Raw genomic sequence first — 18,254 nt, forward strand, 5'->3', positions numbered from 1 at the left:
AACCGCGAGGGTGCAGAGCCCCGTGGCCAGTAAGGTCGAAAGAACCGCAAGCAGAGTGTTCATCATGTTCTATACCCCTGATACTCGGCCGAACGTCCGATCATGCTGAATTGTTAACGCGCCAGGGGGCGCAAAGTTCAGTTACAATTTCCTAACAATCCCGCAGCGATCGACCATCGGGCGGCACCTAGCCTGAGCAGCATCGGCGGGAGAACATCGCCTAAGCGATATCACCTGCCGGTGCCCTCGTGGAAAACATAGGCACTATATGACCGTTGGCAAGGGTTATTCCGCTGCGGCAGCGTCGATGGACGAGGGAGCGGGACTGCGCCGTGTCAGCCTCCGGCGGACACCCCGACATTCGGATCACCGCCCCGGTCCTGCACCTGTTTCTCACCCCCGCCGGCGACGACGAGCTCCCAGGCACCCAGGTTGCCCGCGGCGAGGTCCTTCGTCTCGGCCGCGTCAAGCTGCTGCACCAGGCCCAGCAGGATGCGCGAGGGCCGCGGCGCTTCGACCGGCCTGTCGGCGGAAAAGCCGAAACCGAATCGCCCGCCATCGAGATCCGCGATCTCGAGCGTGAGGGCGAGCGCCAAACCGGCGTGCAGGATGGCAGAGGCATGGTCGACCACGAGCAGGCCGAGGGGGATGGCGCGATCCACGGGCAGCGCCATGTCGGTCCGGCCGCGTAAAATCATGGCCTGCCCGGGGCGGCAGAGCAGCCTGCCGATCACCAGCGTCACGTCGCGCAGGAAAGGCTCGACCGCCACCGGATGCATCTCGCCCTCCGACAGGGCGCCGCGATAGGCCGCCGACAGCACGTGAACCCGGCACTCGGCCTCGCTCAAGGCCATGCGTGCGTCGCCGGCATAGGCGTTCTTGGACAGGCCGATATAGCTCTGCACCACCTGGAGATTGTTCTTCACGCGGTGATGAAGTTCGCGGGTAAGGGCATGGTTGGCTGCGAGCGCCGTCTGCAGCCGGTGCTCGCGAGCTTCCTGCTCCTCGACCATATCATTGAAAGCCACCACGACATTGCGGATGTCCGACGGCATCTGGGCGCTGAGCGGCACCCGTCCCCAGCCGGAGTGACGACGGGCGCGGGACGCAGCCTCGATGCCCTTGAGCCATTGCACCAGATGCCGCTTCATCACCCGGGCAAAGACGACCAGCAGCAACAGCAGCGCGGCGAGGGGCGCCAGCAGCAGGAAAAGGAATTGCGAGCGTGCTGCCCGCAGATGGATGTCGCGGAAGCTTGCGATGATATAAAGATCGGGGGCCGCCGGCATGGCGTAGTAGATCCGCGTCTGGCCGGCGTCACTGACGGCCACCCAGCGCTGCCGGGTGCCGGGAATGGTTCCCTTGCCCGGCAGCCAGCTATTGTCGACGGCCGGCCGCCCCCGCGCAAATACGATGTCCTCATGCAGGGTGATCAGGGCGGCAACGAAATCGCGATCGCCCTCGCCGAGATTGAAAACGCGATCGAGAGCCTGCGGGGCGACCACCAGCAGCGCCCGCCAGCCCGGCGCATCCGGCTTGCCCTCGCGCCGGGCATAGACCACGAGCCGGCGCTCGCCAGCGAGCACCACCGAATCGTAGCGGCTGGTTACCGGTGACAACACGGCCCGGGGCTGAATGACCGGCTTGCCGGCCTGCGCCTCCAGTTCTGCAGCGAGTGCGGCCTGGTCGAGACCGGACACGCCGGAAAACAGGCAGGCCGGGCCGCCATCCCCCTGGATCAACAATGCCTGATAGCCGTCGAGCTGCCCGACATTGGCCTTGCCGACCGCGTCGCAGGAGGCCCCCGCCGTGACCTCGGCAGCCGAGATCATCAGGCCGCGCAGCACGCCGACATACCAGATGTTCATGCGGACGACGAAATTGCCGACCGTCTGCGCCTGGGAGGTCTCGATCGTCTTGACATCGTCGCGATAGGTCACCACCGCGATAATGCTGGTGATGGCGCCGACCGGTATGGCAACCATCAGAAAGAAGGTCAGCAGCTTGGCCTGGACGGTATCGAAGGCCAAGATCTTATTGAAGACATGGCGAAAGCGCGCCGTCACAAGGGTGGCTCGCGTCCGCCGACCCGCAGCGCCGCCAGCATCTTGGCATCCGGCCCGGTTTCATCCACGTCGCTGGTCGAGAGCATCTCGGCCAGCCGCGATCTCGCCCGGTTGACGCGGCTCTTGATGGTGCCGAGCGCCACGCCGCAGATCTCGGCGGCCTCCTCATAGGAAATGCCCGAGGCACCCACCATGATCAGGGCCTCGCGCTGCTCCTCGGGAAGCTTGGCGAGCGCCGCCGCGAAATCGGCCACCGCCAGATGCCCTTCCTGGTCGGCATGGACGGCCAGACGCTCGGCATAGACCCCGTCGCTGTCCTGCACCTCACGCGAACGTTTGCGGTAGAGAGAGTAGTAGATGTTGCGCAGGATGGTGAACAGCCAAGCCCGCATATTGGTGCCTGGCTCGAATTTGTCGGCATTGGCCCAGGCCTTCAGCAGCGTATCCTGCACCAGATCGTCCGCCAGGGTAATCGACCCCGACAGGGAGGCGGCGAAGGCACGCAGGCTGGGGATATGTGCGACGAGCCCGTCCTTGAAGCTATCGCCGCTCATCGTCCTTGCCCTCCCCGGCCTTCTTCTCCTGCTCTTCGAGCTCGGCCAGGAGCGTCAAAAACCTGTCGGGCACGGGTGCCCGGATGATTGATTCATAATGAGCCTGCAGGGAGCGAGCGACATAGTCTCGAATCTGCGGATCGAGCTTGCCGCCGCCGGGAGAGCTCTGATCGGGCAGATCCTCGTCTGGCTTCTTGTTCCTCGACATTACTACTCCCGTAAAACGGCCTGGCACCGCCATCGCTTCCAAGCAGTTTCCCCGCGCGTCGCAATGGGCACGTTCGCGAGGGACCTGCAAGATACCGACCATTTGCAGAGTTCCTGGATAAGGTCCACCATGGGCCTTTCCGCGAATGCTGCTTGGGCTGGCTGGAAACCCAACGTCGGTGAAGATCATGCAATGCCAACCGGCGAAACGCATCCCATGCCGAATACGTTCCATGCTGTCGACGAAATAAATTCATTGTCAGGAACTATTCGTCTGTGGTGCTCTTCCGAGTCGCATGAGCGACCGATTGGGAGCATGTTCAATGTCGATCGCAGCCGAGATAGCGCCGCAACTGCCTTATCTGAGGCGTTTTTCCCGAGCCCTGAGCGGCAGCCAGGCCAGCGGGGACGCCTATGTGGTGGAGACGCTCGAGGCCCTGGTTGCCGATCCCGGCTCCTTTCCGCGCGACCTGCCGCCGCGCATCGCGCTCTATCAGGTGTTCCTGAGATTGTGGTCTTCCCTCGCCCTGAACATGGAACCGGCCAAGCAGGTCGAGGGCATTTCGCCGGAACAGCGCCTGGAACGCCTGGCTCCGCGCTCGCGCCAGGCCTTTCTGCTGACCACGATGGAGGGCTTTTCCTCGGAAGAAGCCGCCACCGTCATGCGTGTCGACGAGAAGGAAGTCATCATCCTGGTGACCGAGGCAACCGAGGAGGTGGCCCGCCAGATCGCAACCGAGATCCTGATCATCGAGGATGAGCCGATCATCGCGCTCGATCTGCAATCGATCGTGGAAGAGCTGGGACACAGGGTCGTCGGCATCGCGCGCACCCATGCCCAGGCCCTCGCCCAGGTGGCGGAGCACTCGCCTGGCCTGATTCTCGCCGATATCCAGCTCGCCGACGGCAGCTCCGGCCTGAAAGCGGTGAACGAGATCCTGGCGAGCGTGGAGTTGCCGGTGATCTTCATCACCGCCTATCCCGAAAGGCTGTTGACCGGGCAGCAGCCGGAACCGACTTTCCTGATCACCAAGCCCTTCCGGCCCGAAATCGTGAAGGCCACAATCAGCCAAGCCCTGTTTTTCGACAAGCGCGCCAGCCTGCGTTCCACCTGAAAACCGCGGCCCTTGCCGGAAAGCGCAACGGCTGTAGCAGGCCGGTCAGCTCGCGCGCTCGGCCAAGCCACGCACCTGGCTGACGAATTCGTCGGGATTGAAAGGCTTGCTGACCAGCAGGCAATCGAAATAAAGCCGGCGCCGCTCCGGCAAGCCAAAGCCCGAAACGAACATGATTTCCAGGCTCGGCCAGCGCTCCCTGGCCTTCAAGGCAAGATCATAGCCGCTCATCGGGCCGGGCATGCGGACATCGGTGATCAATACCCGGGCATCGCCGTTCGAGGCCAGGATGTCGAGGGCCGCTTCGGCACGCCCCGCCTGCAGGACCCTGAAGCCGGCATCCTCGAGCAGGTCGGCCGTGATCAGCCTGACGTCATTGTCGTCATCGACCAGCACCACGGTCACCGGAGGGGAACTATCGATGTCATCGTGTCCTGATGCAGTCTCACGACTGTCATGGGCCGGCTTGCGCGAGCCGGTATGGTGTTCCGGCGCATTGTATATGGCCGGTTCGGCGAAGGCTTGCTGTTTCACGATTCTTGTCCCCTCAGGCTCCGTCAGGCTGCCCAGCGGTGGAGGTGCATCGCAAAGGCGTTTCGAAACAACGGGTTGGAGCAGACGGGCGTTCAACCCGAACACGCTTTGCTCTGGGGAACGAACGCCCAACGCCGGTCTTTGTTCCGGCTCAGCTTGCAGGTAGCATCGAGTAGACCTTGGCCTCGAATTCGCCGGTCTCGAAGGGCTTGACGATGACGTCTTGACCTTGGTCCATTTCGAGTTCCTGGCGCTCGGCGGCTTCATAGCCGGTGAGGAAGAGCACCTTCAGCGCGGGCCTCGCCTTGCGTGCCCGCCGGGCCAGGTCCCAGCCGTTCATGCCCGGCAGCCCGATATCCGTAATCAACAGATCGATGCTTTGTGGGCCCTCCAGCAGGGGAATGGCCGAATCGGCGTCCTTGGCCTCCAGCGTGGCGAAGCCGAGATCGTTCAGGATATCGACGACGAGCAACTGGATGACTGCTTCGTCTTCGACGACGAGAATGGTCCTCTTGTCGGGATCGGCCATGCTTGGGATCTCGGGCTCAAATCGAAATTGTTGCCGGAAACCACTTCCGGAACTGAGAATCACTAGCTGCTGAAATGGGCGCCTCGGGCGCCCGAGCCACTATAGAGATCCGCCGGGAAAACAGGAGCGCGCTCAATCGACGCGCTCGAACAGCACCAGCGAGCGGCCGGCAAGCGCATAGGCTTCACCGACGGCGATGTCGGCTTCGGGCAGATCCGGATCGTCGGTGGCGATCAGGCGCTTCCATGCCGAGCCGTCATAGCAGGGGGGCATGGTGAAGCTCATCGTCTCATGATGGGCGTTGAGCAGGACGAGCAGCGTGGCGTCCGATCCGCGCTTGCGGATGCCGCTGGCCTGGGCCCGACCGTCCAGCAGCAGACCGAAGCAGGAAGGTTCGCCGGTATCGTCCCAGCGCGACCGCGTCATCTCCTCGCCGCTGCGATGGATCCAGGTCGCCTCGCGCACGTCGATCGCCTCGTTGATGCGCTCGCCGATCAGAAAGCGCGACCGCCGCAGGATGGGATATTTGCGCCTGAGCGCGGTCAGCCTGCGAACGAAATCGGTAAGCGCCTTGCCCTCTTCGGCCGCCTGCCAATCGAGCCAGCTGATCTCGTTGTCCTGGCAATAGGCATTGTTGTTGCCCTGCTGGCTGCGGCCGAACTCGTCGCCGGCCAGGATCATCGGCGTCCCCTGCGACAGCAGCAGCAGGGCCAGGAAATTGCGCATCTGGCGATCGCGCAGATCGTTGACGGCCGCGTCCTCGCTCGGCCCCTCGGCGCCGCAATTCCAGGAACGGTTATTGGAACTGCCGTCGCGATTGTCCTCGCCATTGGCTTCGTTATGACGGTCATTGTAGGAGACCAGGTCGCGCAGGGTGAAGCCGTCATGGGCGGTGACGAAGTTGACGGAAGCCCAGGGCTTGCGGCCGCGATGGCCGAACTTGTCGGGCGAGCCGCACAGGCGCGGGGCCAGGGCCGCCGGCCGGGCCTCGCCTCGCCAGAAATCGCGTACGGTGTCGCGATAGACATCGTTCCACTCGGCCCAGCCCGGCGCGAAGCCGCCGACCTGGTAGCCGCCGGGGCCGACATCCCATGGTTCGGCAATCAGCTTGACGTTCTCCAGCACAGGGTCCTGGCTGACGGCCTTGAGGAAGCCGCTCTCGGGATTGAAGCCGTCGACCTCGCGGGCCAGCACGGTGCCGAGGTCGAAACGGAAACCGTCGACATGCATCTCGTTGACCCAGTAGCGCAGGCTGTCCGTCACCATCTGGATCACGCGCGGATGGCTGACATTGAGTGTATTTCCGGTGCCGGTGTCGTTGATGTAGTAGCGCGGCTGATCGGGCATCAGCCGGTAGTAAGAGGCGTTGTCGATGCCTTTGAACGACAGGGTCGGGCCGAGTTCATTGCCTTCGGCCGTGTGGTTGTAGACGACGTCGAGGATGACTTCGAGGCCGGCATCGTGGAAACGCGCCACCATCTGCTTGAACTCGGCCAGCACGCCCGAGGGGTCGGCGGCATAACGCGGATCGGGCGCGAAGAAGCCGATGGAATTATAGCCCCAATAGTTCCTCAGCCCGCGCTGGAGCAGGTGATCATCATCGACGAAGGTATGCACCGGCAGGAGCTCGACCGTGGTGACGCCGAGCGAACGGATGTGCTCGAGCGCCTGGATCGAGGCTAGACCGGCATAGGTGCCCTGCAGCGCCGGCGCGATCTCGGGATGGCGCTTGGTGAAGCCCTTCACATGGGTTTCGTAGATGATGGTCTGGTCCCAGGGCACCAGCGAGCGATTGCCCGGCCAGTCGAAACGCGCATCCACCACCATGCAGCGGGGCATGAAGGGGGCGCTGTCGCGCGTATCGAAGCTGAGATCGCCCTCGCCGAGCGTATAGCCGAACAGGGCAGGGTCCCAGCTCAGCTTGCCGACATGGGCGCGGGCATAGGGATCGAGCAGGAGCTTGTTGGGATTGAAGCGATGGCCGGCCTCGGGCTCATAGGGACCGTGCACGCGATAGCCATAGAGCATGCCGGGGCTGACATCGGGCAGATAGCCGTGCCAGATCTCGTCGGTGAATTCCGGCAATTCGATGCGCTCGAGCTCCTGCTCGCCGCTCGAATCGAACAGACAGACCTCGACCTTGGTGGCATGCGCCGAAAACAGTGCGAAATTGGTGCCTGCTCCATCCCAGATCGCGCCGCGCGGATGGGGATGTCCCTCGCGGATCCTGGTGCCGAAGAGCTGGGTCATGCCGTCGTCTCCCGTTCGGCTGTCCTGCGAACCACCGGTGCATCGAGCGGCGGGAGGGGCAGCGCATCACCGCGACATATTGCACTGCAACATGGGCAGATGCAAGCATTTGAACCCCGCCTCGGAACGAAAGGCAACCGCACCACCTGGATTCCTGTCATTCTCGATTGTTTTCTCTAAATATAATTTCTTTTATACGGACCATAAATTGTTCAAATACATAAGAATGTAGAAGAATTGATTCGAAATTCATTTCGAAATATTTAAAATTTAGATGCCCAGTGAGGGAGTTCATTTATAGCAGCGATCCGCGAAATTGCCCAACATCACACGGCGACATGCAGCTCCGGTTTCACATGAAACGGGCAGGATCCGGGAAAGCGCCGCAGCCCGGCACCGCTTGGAGACCCGCCCAACCGGCACCGCCGAAGCCGCATGATGGTGGAACCACGCACATCATCCTTTCATCGACGAGCACCGCGGCATTCAACACGCCATATCGGCGATGGTTCCGCTGAACCCGCCCCGTTCGCATGTCGTTTCATGCCGGCAGGAACTCTCTGGCTTCCCATCGTGTTGGGCGAAGATGGCGCGCCGGCTTGGCTTTCCCTATAGGAAGGCAACGAATTCGGCCACCACAGCAGGGGCATGCATGCAAGACCAGAACAACTCGCTTTCCGCCAACAAGCCCGCCTCGCAGCCCGATGCCTCACCCGAGCTCGAAGAGGCCGTCAGCCGCGTCTCGCCCCAGACAGCGATCCAGGCTTGCCTGCTCGTTCTCGCGAGCCTGACGATCGCCTATGTCGCCGCCGACATCATCCTGCCGCTGGTGCTCGCTTTCGTGCTGAAATTGCTGTTCCAGCCCGCCATGCGCCAGCTCGAACGCTTGCGCGTGCCGCGCAGCATCGCCGCCCTCCTGATGATCTTCGTGTTCTTCGGCCTGTTCGTGGGGCTGGGAGCGGCCGTCGCGGGTCCCGCCGCCGAATGGGCCAGCCGCCTGCCGGACGCCCTGCCGCGGCTGCAGGAGCGCCTGTCCTTCCTCAACAGGCCGATCCAGACGTTTCAGAACTTCATGCAGCAGATCGGCGCCGCCGCGGGCGCCAATGTCGATATTCTCGGCGCGGCTTTCCGCGGCACGCAGCATTTCGCCAGCGGCTTCTTCGAGACGATCCTGATCCTGTATTTTCTGCTGGTGTCCGGCGACACGTTCCTGCGCAGGATGGTCGAAATCCTGCCGCGCTTCAGCGACAAGCGGCAGGTCGTCACCCTGTCGCAGCAGATCGAGGAGAACATCTCGATCTATCTGGCGACGATCACCGTGATGAATGCGCTGGTTGGGCTGGCCACCGGCCTGACCATCTGGGCCACCGGGTTGGGCGATCCGGTTCTATGGGGGGTGGTTGCCTTCGCCCTCAACTTCGTGCCGATCATGGGTCCCTTCTTCGGGGTGGCCCTGTTCGCCTTTGCCGGTCTGCTGCAGTTCGACACGCTCCTGGCGGCCTTCCTGCCAGCCGGTCTTTATCTGGTGATCCATCTGATCGAGGGCGAACTCGTCACGCCCATGCTGCTGGCCAGACGCTTCACCCTCAACCCGGTGCTGATCATTCTTGCCTTGATCTTCTGGTTCTGGCTGTGGGGCGCACCGGGAGCCATCCTGGCGGTCCCGATGCTCGCCATCCTCAAGATCATCTGCGACGGGGTCGGCCCTCTCAACAATATCGGCCGTTTCCTGGAGGCTTGAGAGTTGGAGGGAAAGTGCGCTTCAGGGAAATCGCACTTCGCTCCAGGGGCCGACTTTGGCAAGCGAGGCGCGGGAGCGGTGTGCCGATCTCCAGATCGGCATCTTCTCTGCCGGCGATTGCATCGTTTCAAGCATGACGATCTGGAGATCGGCACACCTGCCCCCCCTCAGCCCGGCAGCATGTCCTTCAGGCGCAGGCGGGCGATCTCGCCGATCTGCTTGACGGCCTCGGCGAATTCCTGGGTCCGGTCATGCTGCAGGCGTCGCTCGAAGGCAGCGATGATCTCGGCCTTGCTTCGCCCCTTGATCGCCATGATGAACAGGAAGCCGAACCGGGCCTTATAGGCGTCGTTGAGCTCGGTGAATTGCTGGAGTTCGGCGGGGGTGAGGCGATCGAGGCCGGCGGAGGCCTGCTCCGAGGTCGATTCGGCGGTCAGCATCTTGGCCTGTGCCAGTTTTCCGGCAAGGTCGGGGTGCGCCATGATCAAGGCGAGCTTGGCCTCGTCGGATGCCGACAGCAGCACCTTCATCATGGCCGCGTGCAAGCCTTCGGCCGTGTCCTCGGCCGGCGTCAGCCCCTTGTCATAGGCGCCTTCCGCCACCCAGGGGGAATGCTCGAACACGCCGCCGAAACGCTCGACGAACAAGGCGCGATTGAGACGCGTCGGCACATAGCCTCCTTCCGGCGGATGCTGGCGGATCCAGTGGCGGGCGACGTCGAGGCGGGTGGCGAACCAGACATCGGCATGGCCGCGGGCGTAGTCGAGGAAGCGGGCGAGCGCGGCGGCGCGGCCGGGCCGCCCGACTAGGCGGCAATGCAGGCCGATCGACATCATCGCCGGCTGCTCGCCGCCCTCGGCATAGAGCGTGTCGAAGCTGTCCTTGAGATAGGCGAAGAACTGGTCACCGCTGTTGAAGCCCTGCGGCGTGGCAAAGCGCATGTCGTTGGCATCCAGCGTATAGGGCACGATCAATTGCGGGCCGCGCGGCCCTTCGACCCAATAAGGCAGCTCGTCGGCATAGGAATCGGCCGAATAGAGAAAACCGCCCTCCTCCATGGTCAATTGCAGCGTCTGCGCCGAGGTGCGGCCCTGATAGAAGCCGAGCGGCCTGGAACCGGTGACCTCGGTGTGGATGCGAATGGCTTCCTCGATATGCTCGCGTTCGCCCTCCTTGGTGTAGTCGCGATAATCGATCCATTTCAGGCCGTGGCTGGCGATTTCCCAGCCGGCCTCGATCATGGCGGCGACGGCGCCGGGATTGCGCTGCATGGCGGTGGCGATGCCGAAGACGGTGACCGGGATCTGGCGCTCGGTGAACATCCGGTGCAGGCGCCAGAAGCCGACGCGCGAGCCATATTCGTAGATGGATTCCATGTTCATGTGGCGCTGGCCCGGCCAGGGCTGGGCGCCGACGATCTCGGACAGGAAGGCTTCCGAGGCCGCATCGCCATGCAGGATGCAGTTCTCGCCGCCTTCCTCGTAATTCACCACGAATTGCAGGCAGACCCGCGCCTTGCCGGGCCAGGCCGCCCGGGGCGGCTTGCCGCCATAGCCGATGAGGTCGCGATCATAGCGTCCTTGCGTCGTCCCGGCCATCGCTTACGAGCCCCGATAGGTCGAATAGCTGAAGGGCGAGCAGACCAGCGGCACGTGATAGTGACCGTCCTTGTCGGCCAGCGTCACCCGCAGCGGCACGACATCGAGGAATTCGCCGGCCCCGATGGCGCCGAGACCACGGAAATAGGCGCCGACATGGAAGACGAGCTCGTAGACGCCGGGCACGAAGCTATCGCCCACCATCAGGGGCTGGTCGGTGCGTCCGTCCTGGTTCGTCGTCGTGGTCGTCACGGTGAGGCGCCCGCCCGACGCATCCAGGCGCTGGAGTTCGATGGTCACGCCCTGCGCGGGCTTGCCCCTGGAGACGTCGAGCACATGCGTGGAGAGCCTTCCCATATCGTCCTCACCCGATCCCTGTTCTTAGCTGCGCTTTGGCGAACCGCACTGGCGCCTGATCATGAAATTCGACCGATATCATCACTGCGGGCGCAGCGAAGCAATCCACGGCTGGAAAGCGCGACTCCCCGGGTTACTGGATGGCTTCGCTACGCTCGCAATGACGAACGAACCGACCATAGCGAATTTGCCGGCCGCCATTTCCAAATATTTTGTGAAGATGTTTCGATAAAGAATGCTCTTCTGCTGCATGCCGTGCTGAGGCTTATGGAAGCTGTCAGGCTTCATTCTCCTGCAAGGGCGATTGGCCGGACGGCAGGGGACCCAGCCGGGCGAGTTCGGTCGCAAGATAGCGTCGGCCGCGTTCGACCAACAGGTCGGCAAAGGCCTTCACCTTGAGCGGTACGAGATTTCGCGTCGGATAGAGCACGGCCAGCGTGGCGGGCGGCGGCGGATTGGCGGTCAGAACGGGAACAAGACGACCTTGGGCAAGCGCATCGGCAATTTCGTAGACCGGCTTGAGCACGATGCCGCGCCCATCGAGGGCCCAGGCGGTGAGCACGTCGCCGTCGTCGGCATCGAGCGAGCCCTTGATCGGAACGCTGATCTCCTCGCCATCCTGGCTGAGGGACCAGCGGAACTCGCGCGATCCGGGAAAGCGCAGGAGCAGGCACTGGTGGCGTGCCAGGTCGGCCGGCGTCATCGGCATGCCGGCACGCTCGATATAGCCAGGGGAGGCACACAGGACACGCTCGGCATCGGCGATCTTGCGCATGATCATCGAACTGTCGGCATAGGTAACGAATTGCAGTGCGAGGTCGCAGGATTCGGCGATGATGTCGAGGCGGCGCTCGGACAGACGCAGTTGCACGTCGATCTGGGGATGGGCGTCGCGATAGGCCGCCGCGGTCGGGCCCACGAGGCGCCGTCCCAGGCCCAGCGGCGCGGCGACCCGGATCGAACCGAGCGGCATGGCCCCGAGCTCGCCGATATTGGCCTCGGCCATCTCGATGGTGTGCAGGGCGTCGATGACATGGTCATAGAAGATCCGGCCCTGTTCGGTCAGGCCCATATTGCGGGTCGTGCGGTTGAACAGCCGGCAGCCGAGGTGGTTTTCCAGCGCCTGGATGCGCTGGCTGATCACATTGGCGGAGACGCGCATGCGGCGGCCAGCTTCGGAAAAGCTGCCGGCTTCGACGGCGCGGGCGAAGGAACGGAAGTTTTCAAGCATGGCAGGCGGTTCCGTAAAGCAGAGCGTCGGCTGTGGTTTCGGCCAGCCCCGATGGGGCGAGACGAAGGTAACAAGGAGCAATTGTCGTCGCCTGACCGATGCATCCGGAGCGCCGGTCAGAACCTCGCTTCTGCTTGATCATGCTTCACCTCGTTCTGCTCGCGGCCAGGATCGACTATCCACCTTCGAACCCATTCGACGATCTGAATGAAGGTCGAAGGTCATCAAACTGGCGAGATTCTTGCCTGTCAGCTCCACAGGGCGGCATTTGTTGCCATGCCTGTAGGGAACAATCATGCAGCCCGTAAGCCGGTAGTAAAGGACGGCTTTGCGGACTAGGTCGGAAATGGGAGGAAATAACCAATGCTGATGACCCTGTACGAATGGGGCAGTCTGATGTTGCGTTGGGCACATGTCATCACCGGGATCGCCTGGATCGGCTCCTCGTTCTACTTCATGCACCTGGACGCGAGCATGCGCCCCACGCCGAAGATCCCCGCGGGGCAGGGCGGCGAAGCCTGGGAAGTCCATGGCGGCGGCTTCTACCAGGTGCAGAAATATCTGGTGGCGCCGGACTTCCTGCCCGAGCACCTGACCTGGCACAAATGGCAGTCCTATTCGACCTGGCTGACCGGCTTTTGCCTGTTGCTGTGGGTCTACTACGCCCAGTCGAGCCTGCTCCTGATCGATCCCGCCGTCCGCGTGCTGTCGCCGGCCATGGCCCTGGTGGTCGGCATTGGCGGCCTGGCCGCCGGCTGGCTGGTCTATGACTTCCTGTGCAAATCCCCGGTCGGCAAGAACGAGACGCTGCTCGCCGGCATCGGCCTGGTCTTCGTGGTGTTCATGGCCTGGTTCTTCCAGCAGATGTTCTCGGCCCGCGGCGCCTTCATCCACACCGGCGCACTGATGGCGACGATGATGTCGGCCAATGTGTTCTTCGTGATCATCCCCAACCAGCACAAGGTGATTGCCTCCCTCAAGGCCGGCCAGACGCCTGACCCCTCGCTCGGCAAGGCGGCCAAGCAGCGCTCCTCGCACAACAACTATCTGACGCTGCCCGTGCTGTTCCTGATGCTGTCCAACCACTATCCGCTGACCTACTCCAGCCCCTACGCCTTCCTGGTGGTCGGCCTGATCCTGGTCGCCGGCGCGCTGATCCGGGTGTTCTACAACGAACGCCATGCCGGACGCGGCGACAAGTGGTGGACCTGGGCGCTTGCGGCCATCCTGATCTTCGGCGCCATCTGGATCAGCGCCTTCCGCTCGCCGGCCTTCCGCGAGGCCTTCGACCTCGGCGCCATCGAGGCGCCGGCGGCAACCGAAACCGCCCTCGCCGCCACCGTTCCGGCGGCGGTGCACGACATCATCACCAGCCGCTGCTCCATGTGCCACGCCGAGACGCCGGTCTATCAGGGCATCAACATGCCGCCCAAGGGCGTGCTCCTGGATTCGCCCACCAACATCGCCCGCAACGAGCATGAAGTGTTCGTGCAATCGGTGATGACGCATGCCATGCCGCCCAACAACGTCACCGAGATGACCCAGGACGAACGCCGCGTGTTGCGCGACTGGGTACTCGAGCGCGGGAAGGCGGCGGCGCAGGCCAACCCGGCGGTTCAGCTCGCCGGCCGCTGAGGCAGCCTCGGCACCGGTTCTCTCCCCGTTTCCCCCGACACATGCAATGGCCCCGCTTGCGGGGCCTTTTTGCGTTTGGCCCCAATGTCCCTCCACCTTGCCGCCAAACAAGCGCCTCCCGCCCATGGGCAAAGCACGGCGCCGTGAAAACATAGGCGGAAAGATCTCGATCACCATGCCCGGGGCCGGGTGGGCATCACGTACGGGCGACGGGTTGAGATAGCGCGAGCCGGGCGGCGTGAGAGACTTCGCCATCCCCCATACCCAGGTGCCATGCCCGCACTCCTCGGCGGTGGCTTGGCCGAAGCAGAGCGGACAAGGGCGGGAACAGGCTGTCTCATCGGAGGCTGCCGCATGCGCCAGCGCCGGCGCTTCGCAGGAAAGCGCAGATACGCTCCATCCCCTATTGGCGAGACATCGTCCCGCGCTGGCGCCGTTGCGCCGCAGCGCCGTCACTGCCGAGAACGGTGCACCGGGACCGAGAACATCATAAATCCAAAGAGCCTCCCCCTTGCGGGGAAGGCTCTTCGGCAAATTGGACCGGACGGGTGACGGCAGGTGTGCTGGCACGATGCCCCCTCCCCGGTTGTGCTGGACTCAGGCCAGGAGATCGGCCAGCGCAGCGGCCACGACTTCGGTCGCCTTATAGAGGTCGGGCAGGTAGAGACGTTCGTCGGCCCGGTGGGCGTTCGCCTCCTCGATGCTGCGCGGGCCGGCGCCGTAGAGCACGATCGGAATGCCCTTGGCGGCGTAATGGCGGGCATCGGTGTAGAGCGGCACGCCATTGGTGGCGACATCGACGCCCATCACGCGGCTCGCCTCGCGGGTCAGCGCTTCGGAGAGCTTTTCGGAGCCCGGCAGCGGCGTCAGCGGCTCGGCCAGCAGGATGCGGCGGACTTCGACGCGGGCGGCGGGCGTCGCCTGGGCGGCGCCTTCGATCACCCTGCGCAGTTCGGCCTCGACAGCCTCGCCCTTCTCTTCCGGCACCATACGCCGGTCGAGGCGGAAGGTCACCCGATCGGGCACCACATTGGTGTTGATGCCGCCATGGATCAGACCGATGGTGAGCTGCGGCGCGCCGATGCCGGGCACCTCCGAGACACGCTGGGCCAACGAGGTGCGCCAGGTATAGAGGGCGCCCAAAATGTTGGTGGCGGCTTCGAGCGCATCGACGCCCGTCCAGGGCTTGGCGGCATGGGCCGAACGCCCGTTCACCTCGACTTCGAGATGCAGGCAGCCATTATGGGCATTGACGACGGCATAGGAGAAGCCGGCCGCCAGCGCCAGGTCCGGCTTGGTCAGGCCTTCCGACAGCAGCCAGCCCGGGCCGATCTCGCCACCCGCCTCTTCGTCATAGGTGAGATGGAGTTCGATGGTGCCCTTGAGCTCGCCACCGAGCTTTTCCAGCGCCTTGAGGGCGAAGGCATAGGTGGCGAAATCGGACTTCGACACGGCGACGCCGCGGCCCACCATCCAGCCGTCGACGATTTCGGCGCCATAGGGATCACGAGTCCAGCCCTCGCCGGGGGGCACCACGTCGCCATGGGCGTTGAGGGCGATGACCGGGCCGTCGCCGAAGCGCTTGCGCACGATCAGATTGGTGGCCGAGATCATGCCATGCTGGCGCACCAGCGCCTCCGGCACGACATGGCGCTCGACGGTGAAGCCGAGGCCCTCGAGCAGGCGCGCGGCCTTCTCGGCATGGGCGGCGCAATCGCCGGCCGGATTGTCGGACGGCGTGCGCACGAGTTCGGCGAGGAATTCGGTCTGCCGCTCGCGCTCGCTCTCCAGATAGGTGCGGATGGTATCCTTGATGCTCATAATGGTCTCGTTCAGGTGAGTGTGGGCCGGTCCCAGATCGGCCCGGAAGGCGCGGAGAGTGGCGGGTCTGGGGACCCGCCCACCAAGTGGCTATGGAGCAGGCAGGCGCTTGAGGAAGCCGAGCAGCACCTCCAGGGCGGCGCCGACATCCTCGGTGAGGACGGCTTCGGCCGGGTTGTGGCTGACACCGCCCTTGCAGCGCAGGAACAGCATGGCGATCGGGCACAGGCTGATCATGGCGAGGCCGTCATGGCCGGCCCCGCTCGAGAGTTTGAGGGGCTTGAGGCCGACCGCGGCCACGGCCGCTTCAAAGGTCTCGATCAGGCGCGGATCGCAGCGGGCGGCCGGCTCGTCATAGGTCTTGTGAATGGCGAAGGTGACGCCGCGGCGGGCCGCTATGGTCTCGAACCTGGCAATCAGCTCGGCGACGGCGGCGTTGCGGATTGCGTCGTCGGGGCTGCGGATGTCGATCGAGAAATGCGCGCTGCCGGGGATGACATTGACGGCGCCGGGGCGGAACTCGCAGGCGCCGACCGTGGCGACCAGATCGCCGGAGGTGGTGGTGATCAGTTCGGTCGCCAGAATCATCTCGGCCGCAGCGGCGCCGGCGTCGAGGCGCAGGCCCATCGGCACCGTGCCGGCATGGCCGGCCTTGCCGGTGAGATCGACCTTGAAGCGGCTGGCGCCATTGATGGCCGTGACGATGCCGACAGGCAGGTCTTCCGCCTCCAATACTGGTCCCTGTTCGATGTGGACCTCGACATAGCCCAGCGTCCGGGCAGGATCGCGGCCGAGGCGGGAGACGGCGTCGGGGTCGCAGCCGAATTGCACGAGCGCCTCGCGCAGGCTGATGCCGGCCTTGTCGGTGGCGTCCAGATTGTCGGGCTGGAAAGTGCCGGCAAGCGAGCGCGACCCCGTCAGCGTCACCGGGAAGCGCACGCCCTCCTCGTCACCGAAGGCGGTGACCTCGATGGCGAAGGGCAGCCTCTCGCCGGCCTGGTGCAATGCCGCCACCGCCTCGATGGCGACGATTACGCCCAGATTGCCGTCATAGCGTCCGGCATTGCGCACGGTATCGATGTGGGAGCCCAGAATGAGCACGGGCGCATCCGGCGTGGCGCCGGGATAGCGCCCGACCAGCGTCGCCGCCGCATCGAGCTCCGTCGACATGCCGGCCTCTTCCATCCAGCCCTTGACCAGGGCGATGGCAGCGGCATGTTCGGGCGTGAGATAGAGCCGTGTCAGCGCTCCTTCTTCGGCCGAGCATGCCGCCAGTTCGTCCAGCCGGGCCATGGCGCGGGCACCGCCGGATGTGGCCGATGTCGCGAGGGCTAATCTCATCACAGCTTCATTCCTTCGGGCAGCACGAGGACGGCCCTGAAATCATTGACATTGGTCAGGGTCGGGCCGGTGACGATCTGGTCGCCAATGGCCTGAAACAGGGTGTGGGCATCGTTGTTATCGAGGCTGGCGATCGGATCAAGCCCGGCGGCGCGCGCGCGTGCGAGACAGGTGGGGTCGATCACCGCACCGGCCACTTCCTCGGCGCCGTCCACGCCATCGGTATCGCCCGCCAGGGCATGGATGCCGCGGTGCCCGCCGAGCTTGACGGCGAGCGAGAGCAGATATTCGACATTGCGCCCGCCCCGGCCCGTGCCGCGGACGGTGACCGTCGTTTCTCCCCCCGAGATCAGCACGCAGGGCGCCGTTGCCGGCTGGCCATGCTGGGCGACCTGGCGGGCAATGCCGGCCATGACGATGCCGACGTCGCGGGCCTCCCCCTCCAGGGAATCGCCCAGGATAACCGGGGTGATGCCGGCCTTGCGCGCGACCGCCGCCGCCGCGAGCAGCGACTGCTGGGGCGAGGCGATCAGATGGGTTTCACAGCGTGCCAGGCGGGGATCGCCAGGCTTGGGCGTCTCCGCCTGGGCGGCCTTGAGATGGGCGATCACCGGCGCGGGCCCCTCGATGCCGTAGCGGGCAAGGATGGCCCGGGCGTCGGCAAAGGTGGTGGGATCGGCCACGGTGGGGCCGGAGGCGATGGCGGCGAGATCGTCTCCCGGAACGTCCGAAATCACCAGGCTGACGACGCGGGCCGGAAAGGCGGCGGCGGCCAGGCGCCCGCCCTTGATGGCGGACAGATGCTTGCGCACGCAGTTCATCTCGTCGATCGGCGCGCCGGATTTGAGCAGCGCCTTGTTGATCGCCTGCTTGTCGGAGAGCAGCAGCCCGTTCGCCGGCAGGCTGAGCAGGGCCGAGCCGCCGCCCGAGATCAGGGCGATGACGAGATCGTCCTCCCCAGCTCCTTCGACCAAGGCGAGCATGCGCGCAGCCGCCTTGACGCCGTTGAGATCCGGCACGGGATGGGCGGCCTCGATCACCGCGATGCGCTGGCAGGGCACGGCATGGCCGTAGCGCGTCACCACCACGCCCTGCAGCGGCCCATCCCAATTGTCTTCCAGGGCCCTGGCCATGGCGGCGGCGGCCTTGCCGGCGCCGACGACGATGGTGCGCCCCTTCGGCGGACGCGGCAGGAAGGCCGGCATGCAGGCTGAAGGCGTCGCCGCAGCAACCGCTGCCTCGAACATCGATGTCAACAATGCCCGCTCCGACATG

Annotated in this window: 16 protein-coding genes; 3 read left to right on the forward strand and 13 right to left on the reverse strand. The window is 64.6% G+C overall.

All coding sequences use genetic code 11. The features are described from left to right. Positions 1-335: 335 nt before the first annotated feature. Genes C5L14_RS04130 through C5L14_RS04140 form a run of 3 tightly spaced genes read right to left on the reverse strand, consistent with a single transcriptional unit; the run spans position 336 to position 2,828 of the window. Complete coding sequence (locus C5L14_RS04130; protein WP_146126829.1) at positions 336-2,030, reverse strand: sensor histidine kinase; 1,695 nt, start codon at positions 2,028-2,030, stop codon at positions 336-338. Between the two features lie 32 nt (positions 2,031-2,062). Next, positions 2,063-2,620, reverse strand: coding sequence for a sigma-70 family RNA polymerase sigma factor (locus C5L14_RS04135; protein ID WP_105860792.1), 558 nt, complete (start codon positions 2,618-2,620; stop codon positions 2,063-2,065). Further along, on the reverse strand, positions 2,607-2,828 hold the full coding sequence (locus C5L14_RS04140; protein ID WP_105860793.1) for a NepR family anti-sigma factor: 222 nt from the start codon (positions 2,826-2,828) through the stop codon (positions 2,607-2,609). The genes C5L14_RS04135 and C5L14_RS04140 overlap by 14 nt, the downstream gene beginning before the upstream one ends. A 322-nt stretch (positions 2,829-3,150) precedes the next feature. On the opposite strand from C5L14_RS04140, the gene C5L14_RS04145 reads away from it, so the two are divergent. Then, positions 3,151-3,942 carry a response regulator gene (locus C5L14_RS04145; RefSeq protein ID WP_105860794.1) on the forward strand — a complete coding sequence of 264 codons (792 nt, stop codon included), beginning with the start codon at positions 3,151-3,153 and terminating at the stop codon, positions 3,940-3,942. A gap of 45 nt (positions 3,943-3,987) precedes the next feature. Here the strand turns inward: C5L14_RS04145 and C5L14_RS30260 are convergent, their stop codons facing one another. From C5L14_RS30260 to glgX, 3 genes are all read right to left on the reverse strand, one after another. After that, positions 3,988-4,476 carry a response regulator gene (locus tag C5L14_RS30260; protein WP_181161023.1) on the reverse strand — a complete coding sequence of 163 codons (489 nt, stop codon included), beginning with the start codon at positions 4,474-4,476 and terminating at the stop codon, positions 3,988-3,990. A 151-nt stretch (positions 4,477-4,627) separates the two neighbouring features. After that, positions 4,628-5,005, reverse strand: a complete 378-nt coding sequence (locus tag C5L14_RS04155) for a response regulator (protein WP_105860796.1) — start codon at positions 5,003-5,005, stop codon at positions 4,628-4,630. Positions 5,006-5,137: 132 nt separating this feature from the next. Then, complete coding sequence (glgX, locus tag C5L14_RS04160; RefSeq protein ID WP_105860797.1) at positions 5,138-7,255, reverse strand: glycogen debranching protein GlgX; 2,118 nt, start codon at positions 7,253-7,255, stop codon at positions 5,138-5,140. A 652-nt stretch (positions 7,256-7,907) separates the two neighbouring features. On the opposite strand from glgX, the gene C5L14_RS04165 reads away from it, so the two are divergent. Then, positions 7,908-8,996, forward strand: a complete 1,089-nt coding sequence (locus C5L14_RS04165; protein ID WP_105860798.1) for an AI-2E family transporter — start codon at positions 7,908-7,910, stop codon at positions 8,994-8,996. A 167-nt stretch (positions 8,997-9,163) separates the two neighbouring features. On the opposite strand, the gene puuE is transcribed toward C5L14_RS04165, so the two are convergent. From puuE to C5L14_RS04185, 4 genes are all read right to left on the reverse strand, one after another. Continuing rightward, positions 9,164-10,594 (reverse strand): allantoinase PuuE, encoded by a 1,431-nt coding sequence (gene puuE / locus C5L14_RS04170; protein WP_105860799.1) that lies wholly within the window; start codon positions 10,592-10,594, stop codon positions 9,164-9,166. A gap of 3 nt (positions 10,595-10,597) precedes the next feature. After that, complete coding sequence (gene uraH / locus C5L14_RS04175) at positions 10,598-10,951, reverse strand: hydroxyisourate hydrolase (protein ID WP_105860800.1); 354 nt, start codon at positions 10,949-10,951, stop codon at positions 10,598-10,600. Positions 10,952-11,032: 81 nt separating this feature from the next. Beyond that, entirely contained in the window at positions 11,033-11,239 is a 207-nt protein-coding gene (locus C5L14_RS04180) for a hypothetical protein (protein WP_105860801.1), read from the reverse strand. Next, a complete protein-coding gene (locus tag C5L14_RS04185) occupies positions 11,229-12,182 on the reverse strand; it encodes a LysR family transcriptional regulator (RefSeq protein WP_105860802.1) in 954 nt (317 codons plus the stop codon). Before C5L14_RS04185 ends, C5L14_RS04180 begins: the two co-directional genes overlap by 11 nt. 363 nt (positions 12,183-12,545) lie before the next feature. On the opposite strand from C5L14_RS04185, the gene C5L14_RS04190 reads away from it, so the two are divergent. Beyond that, positions 12,546-13,817, forward strand: a complete 1,272-nt coding sequence (locus C5L14_RS04190) for a urate hydroxylase PuuD (RefSeq protein ID WP_105860803.1) — start codon at positions 12,546-12,548, stop codon at positions 13,815-13,817. 597 nt (positions 13,818-14,414) lie between these two features. Here the strand turns inward: C5L14_RS04190 and C5L14_RS04195 are convergent. The 3 genes from C5L14_RS04195 to C5L14_RS04205 form a co-directional block, all read right to left on the reverse strand. Then, positions 14,415-15,638, reverse strand: a complete 1,224-nt coding sequence (locus tag C5L14_RS04195) for a M20/M25/M40 family metallo-hydrolase (RefSeq protein ID WP_105860804.1) — start codon at positions 15,636-15,638, stop codon at positions 14,415-14,417. Positions 15,639-15,728: 90 nt separating this feature from the next. Beyond that, positions 15,729-16,979, reverse strand: coding sequence for an allantoate amidohydrolase (locus C5L14_RS04200; protein WP_105860805.1), 1,251 nt, complete (start codon positions 16,977-16,979; stop codon positions 15,729-15,731). Continuing rightward, entirely contained in the window at positions 16,979-18,253 is a 1,275-nt protein-coding gene (locus C5L14_RS04205) for a glycerate kinase type-2 family protein (RefSeq protein ID WP_105860806.1), read from the reverse strand. Before C5L14_RS04205 ends, C5L14_RS04200 begins: the two co-directional genes overlap by 1 nt. Between the last annotated feature and the right edge of the window lies 1 nt (position 18,254).

The sequence above is a fragment of the Labrys okinawensis genome, from assembly GCF_002982075.1.
Taxonomy (GTDB): domain Bacteria; phylum Pseudomonadota; class Alphaproteobacteria; order Rhizobiales; family Labraceae; genus Labrys; species Labrys okinawensis_A.

Coding starts and splice junctions, on each gene's coding strand:
- puuE (WP_105860799.1), bottom strand. CDS start 10,594: ATGGCCGGGACGACGCAAGGACGCTATGATCGCGACCTCATCGGCTAT.
- uraH (WP_105860800.1), bottom strand. CDS start 10,951: ATGGGAAGGCTCTCCACGCATGTGCTCGACGTCTCCAGGGGCAAGCCC.
- C5L14_RS04185 (WP_105860802.1), bottom strand. CDS start 12,182: ATGCTTGAAAACTTCCGTTCCTTCGCCCGCGCCGTCGAAGCCGGCAGC.
- C5L14_RS04190 (WP_105860803.1), top strand. CDS start 12,546: ATGCTGATGACCCTGTACGAATGGGGCAGTCTGATGTTGCGTTGGGCA.
- C5L14_RS04165 (WP_105860798.1), top strand. CDS start 7,908: ATGCAAGACCAGAACAACTCGCTTTCCGCCAACAAGCCCGCCTCGCAG.
- C5L14_RS04140 (WP_105860793.1), bottom strand. CDS start 2,828: ATGTCGAGGAACAAGAAGCCAGACGAGGATCTGCCCGATCAGAGCTCT.
- C5L14_RS04200 (WP_105860805.1), bottom strand. CDS start 16,979: ATGAGATTAGCCCTCGCGACATCGGCCACATCCGGCGGTGCCCGCGCC.
- glgX (WP_105860797.1), bottom strand. CDS start 7,255: ATGACCCAGCTCTTCGGCACCAGGATCCGCGAGGGACATCCCCATCCG.
- C5L14_RS04205 (WP_105860806.1), bottom strand. CDS start 18,253: ATGTCGGAGCGGGCATTGTTGACATCGATGTTCGAGGCAGCGGTTGCT.
- C5L14_RS04145 (WP_105860794.1), top strand. CDS start 3,151: ATGTCGATCGCAGCCGAGATAGCGCCGCAACTGCCTTATCTGAGGCGT.
- C5L14_RS04155 (WP_105860796.1), bottom strand. CDS start 5,005: ATGGCCGATCCCGACAAGAGGACCATTCTCGTCGTCGAAGACGAAGCA.
- C5L14_RS04180 (WP_105860801.1), bottom strand. CDS start 11,239: ATGAAGCCTGACAGCTTCCATAAGCCTCAGCACGGCATGCAGCAGAAG.
- C5L14_RS04135 (WP_105860792.1), bottom strand. CDS start 2,620: ATGAGCGGCGATAGCTTCAAGGACGGGCTCGTCGCACATATCCCCAGC.
- C5L14_RS04195 (WP_105860804.1), bottom strand. CDS start 15,638: ATGAGCATCAAGGATACCATCCGCACCTATCTGGAGAGCGAGCGCGAG.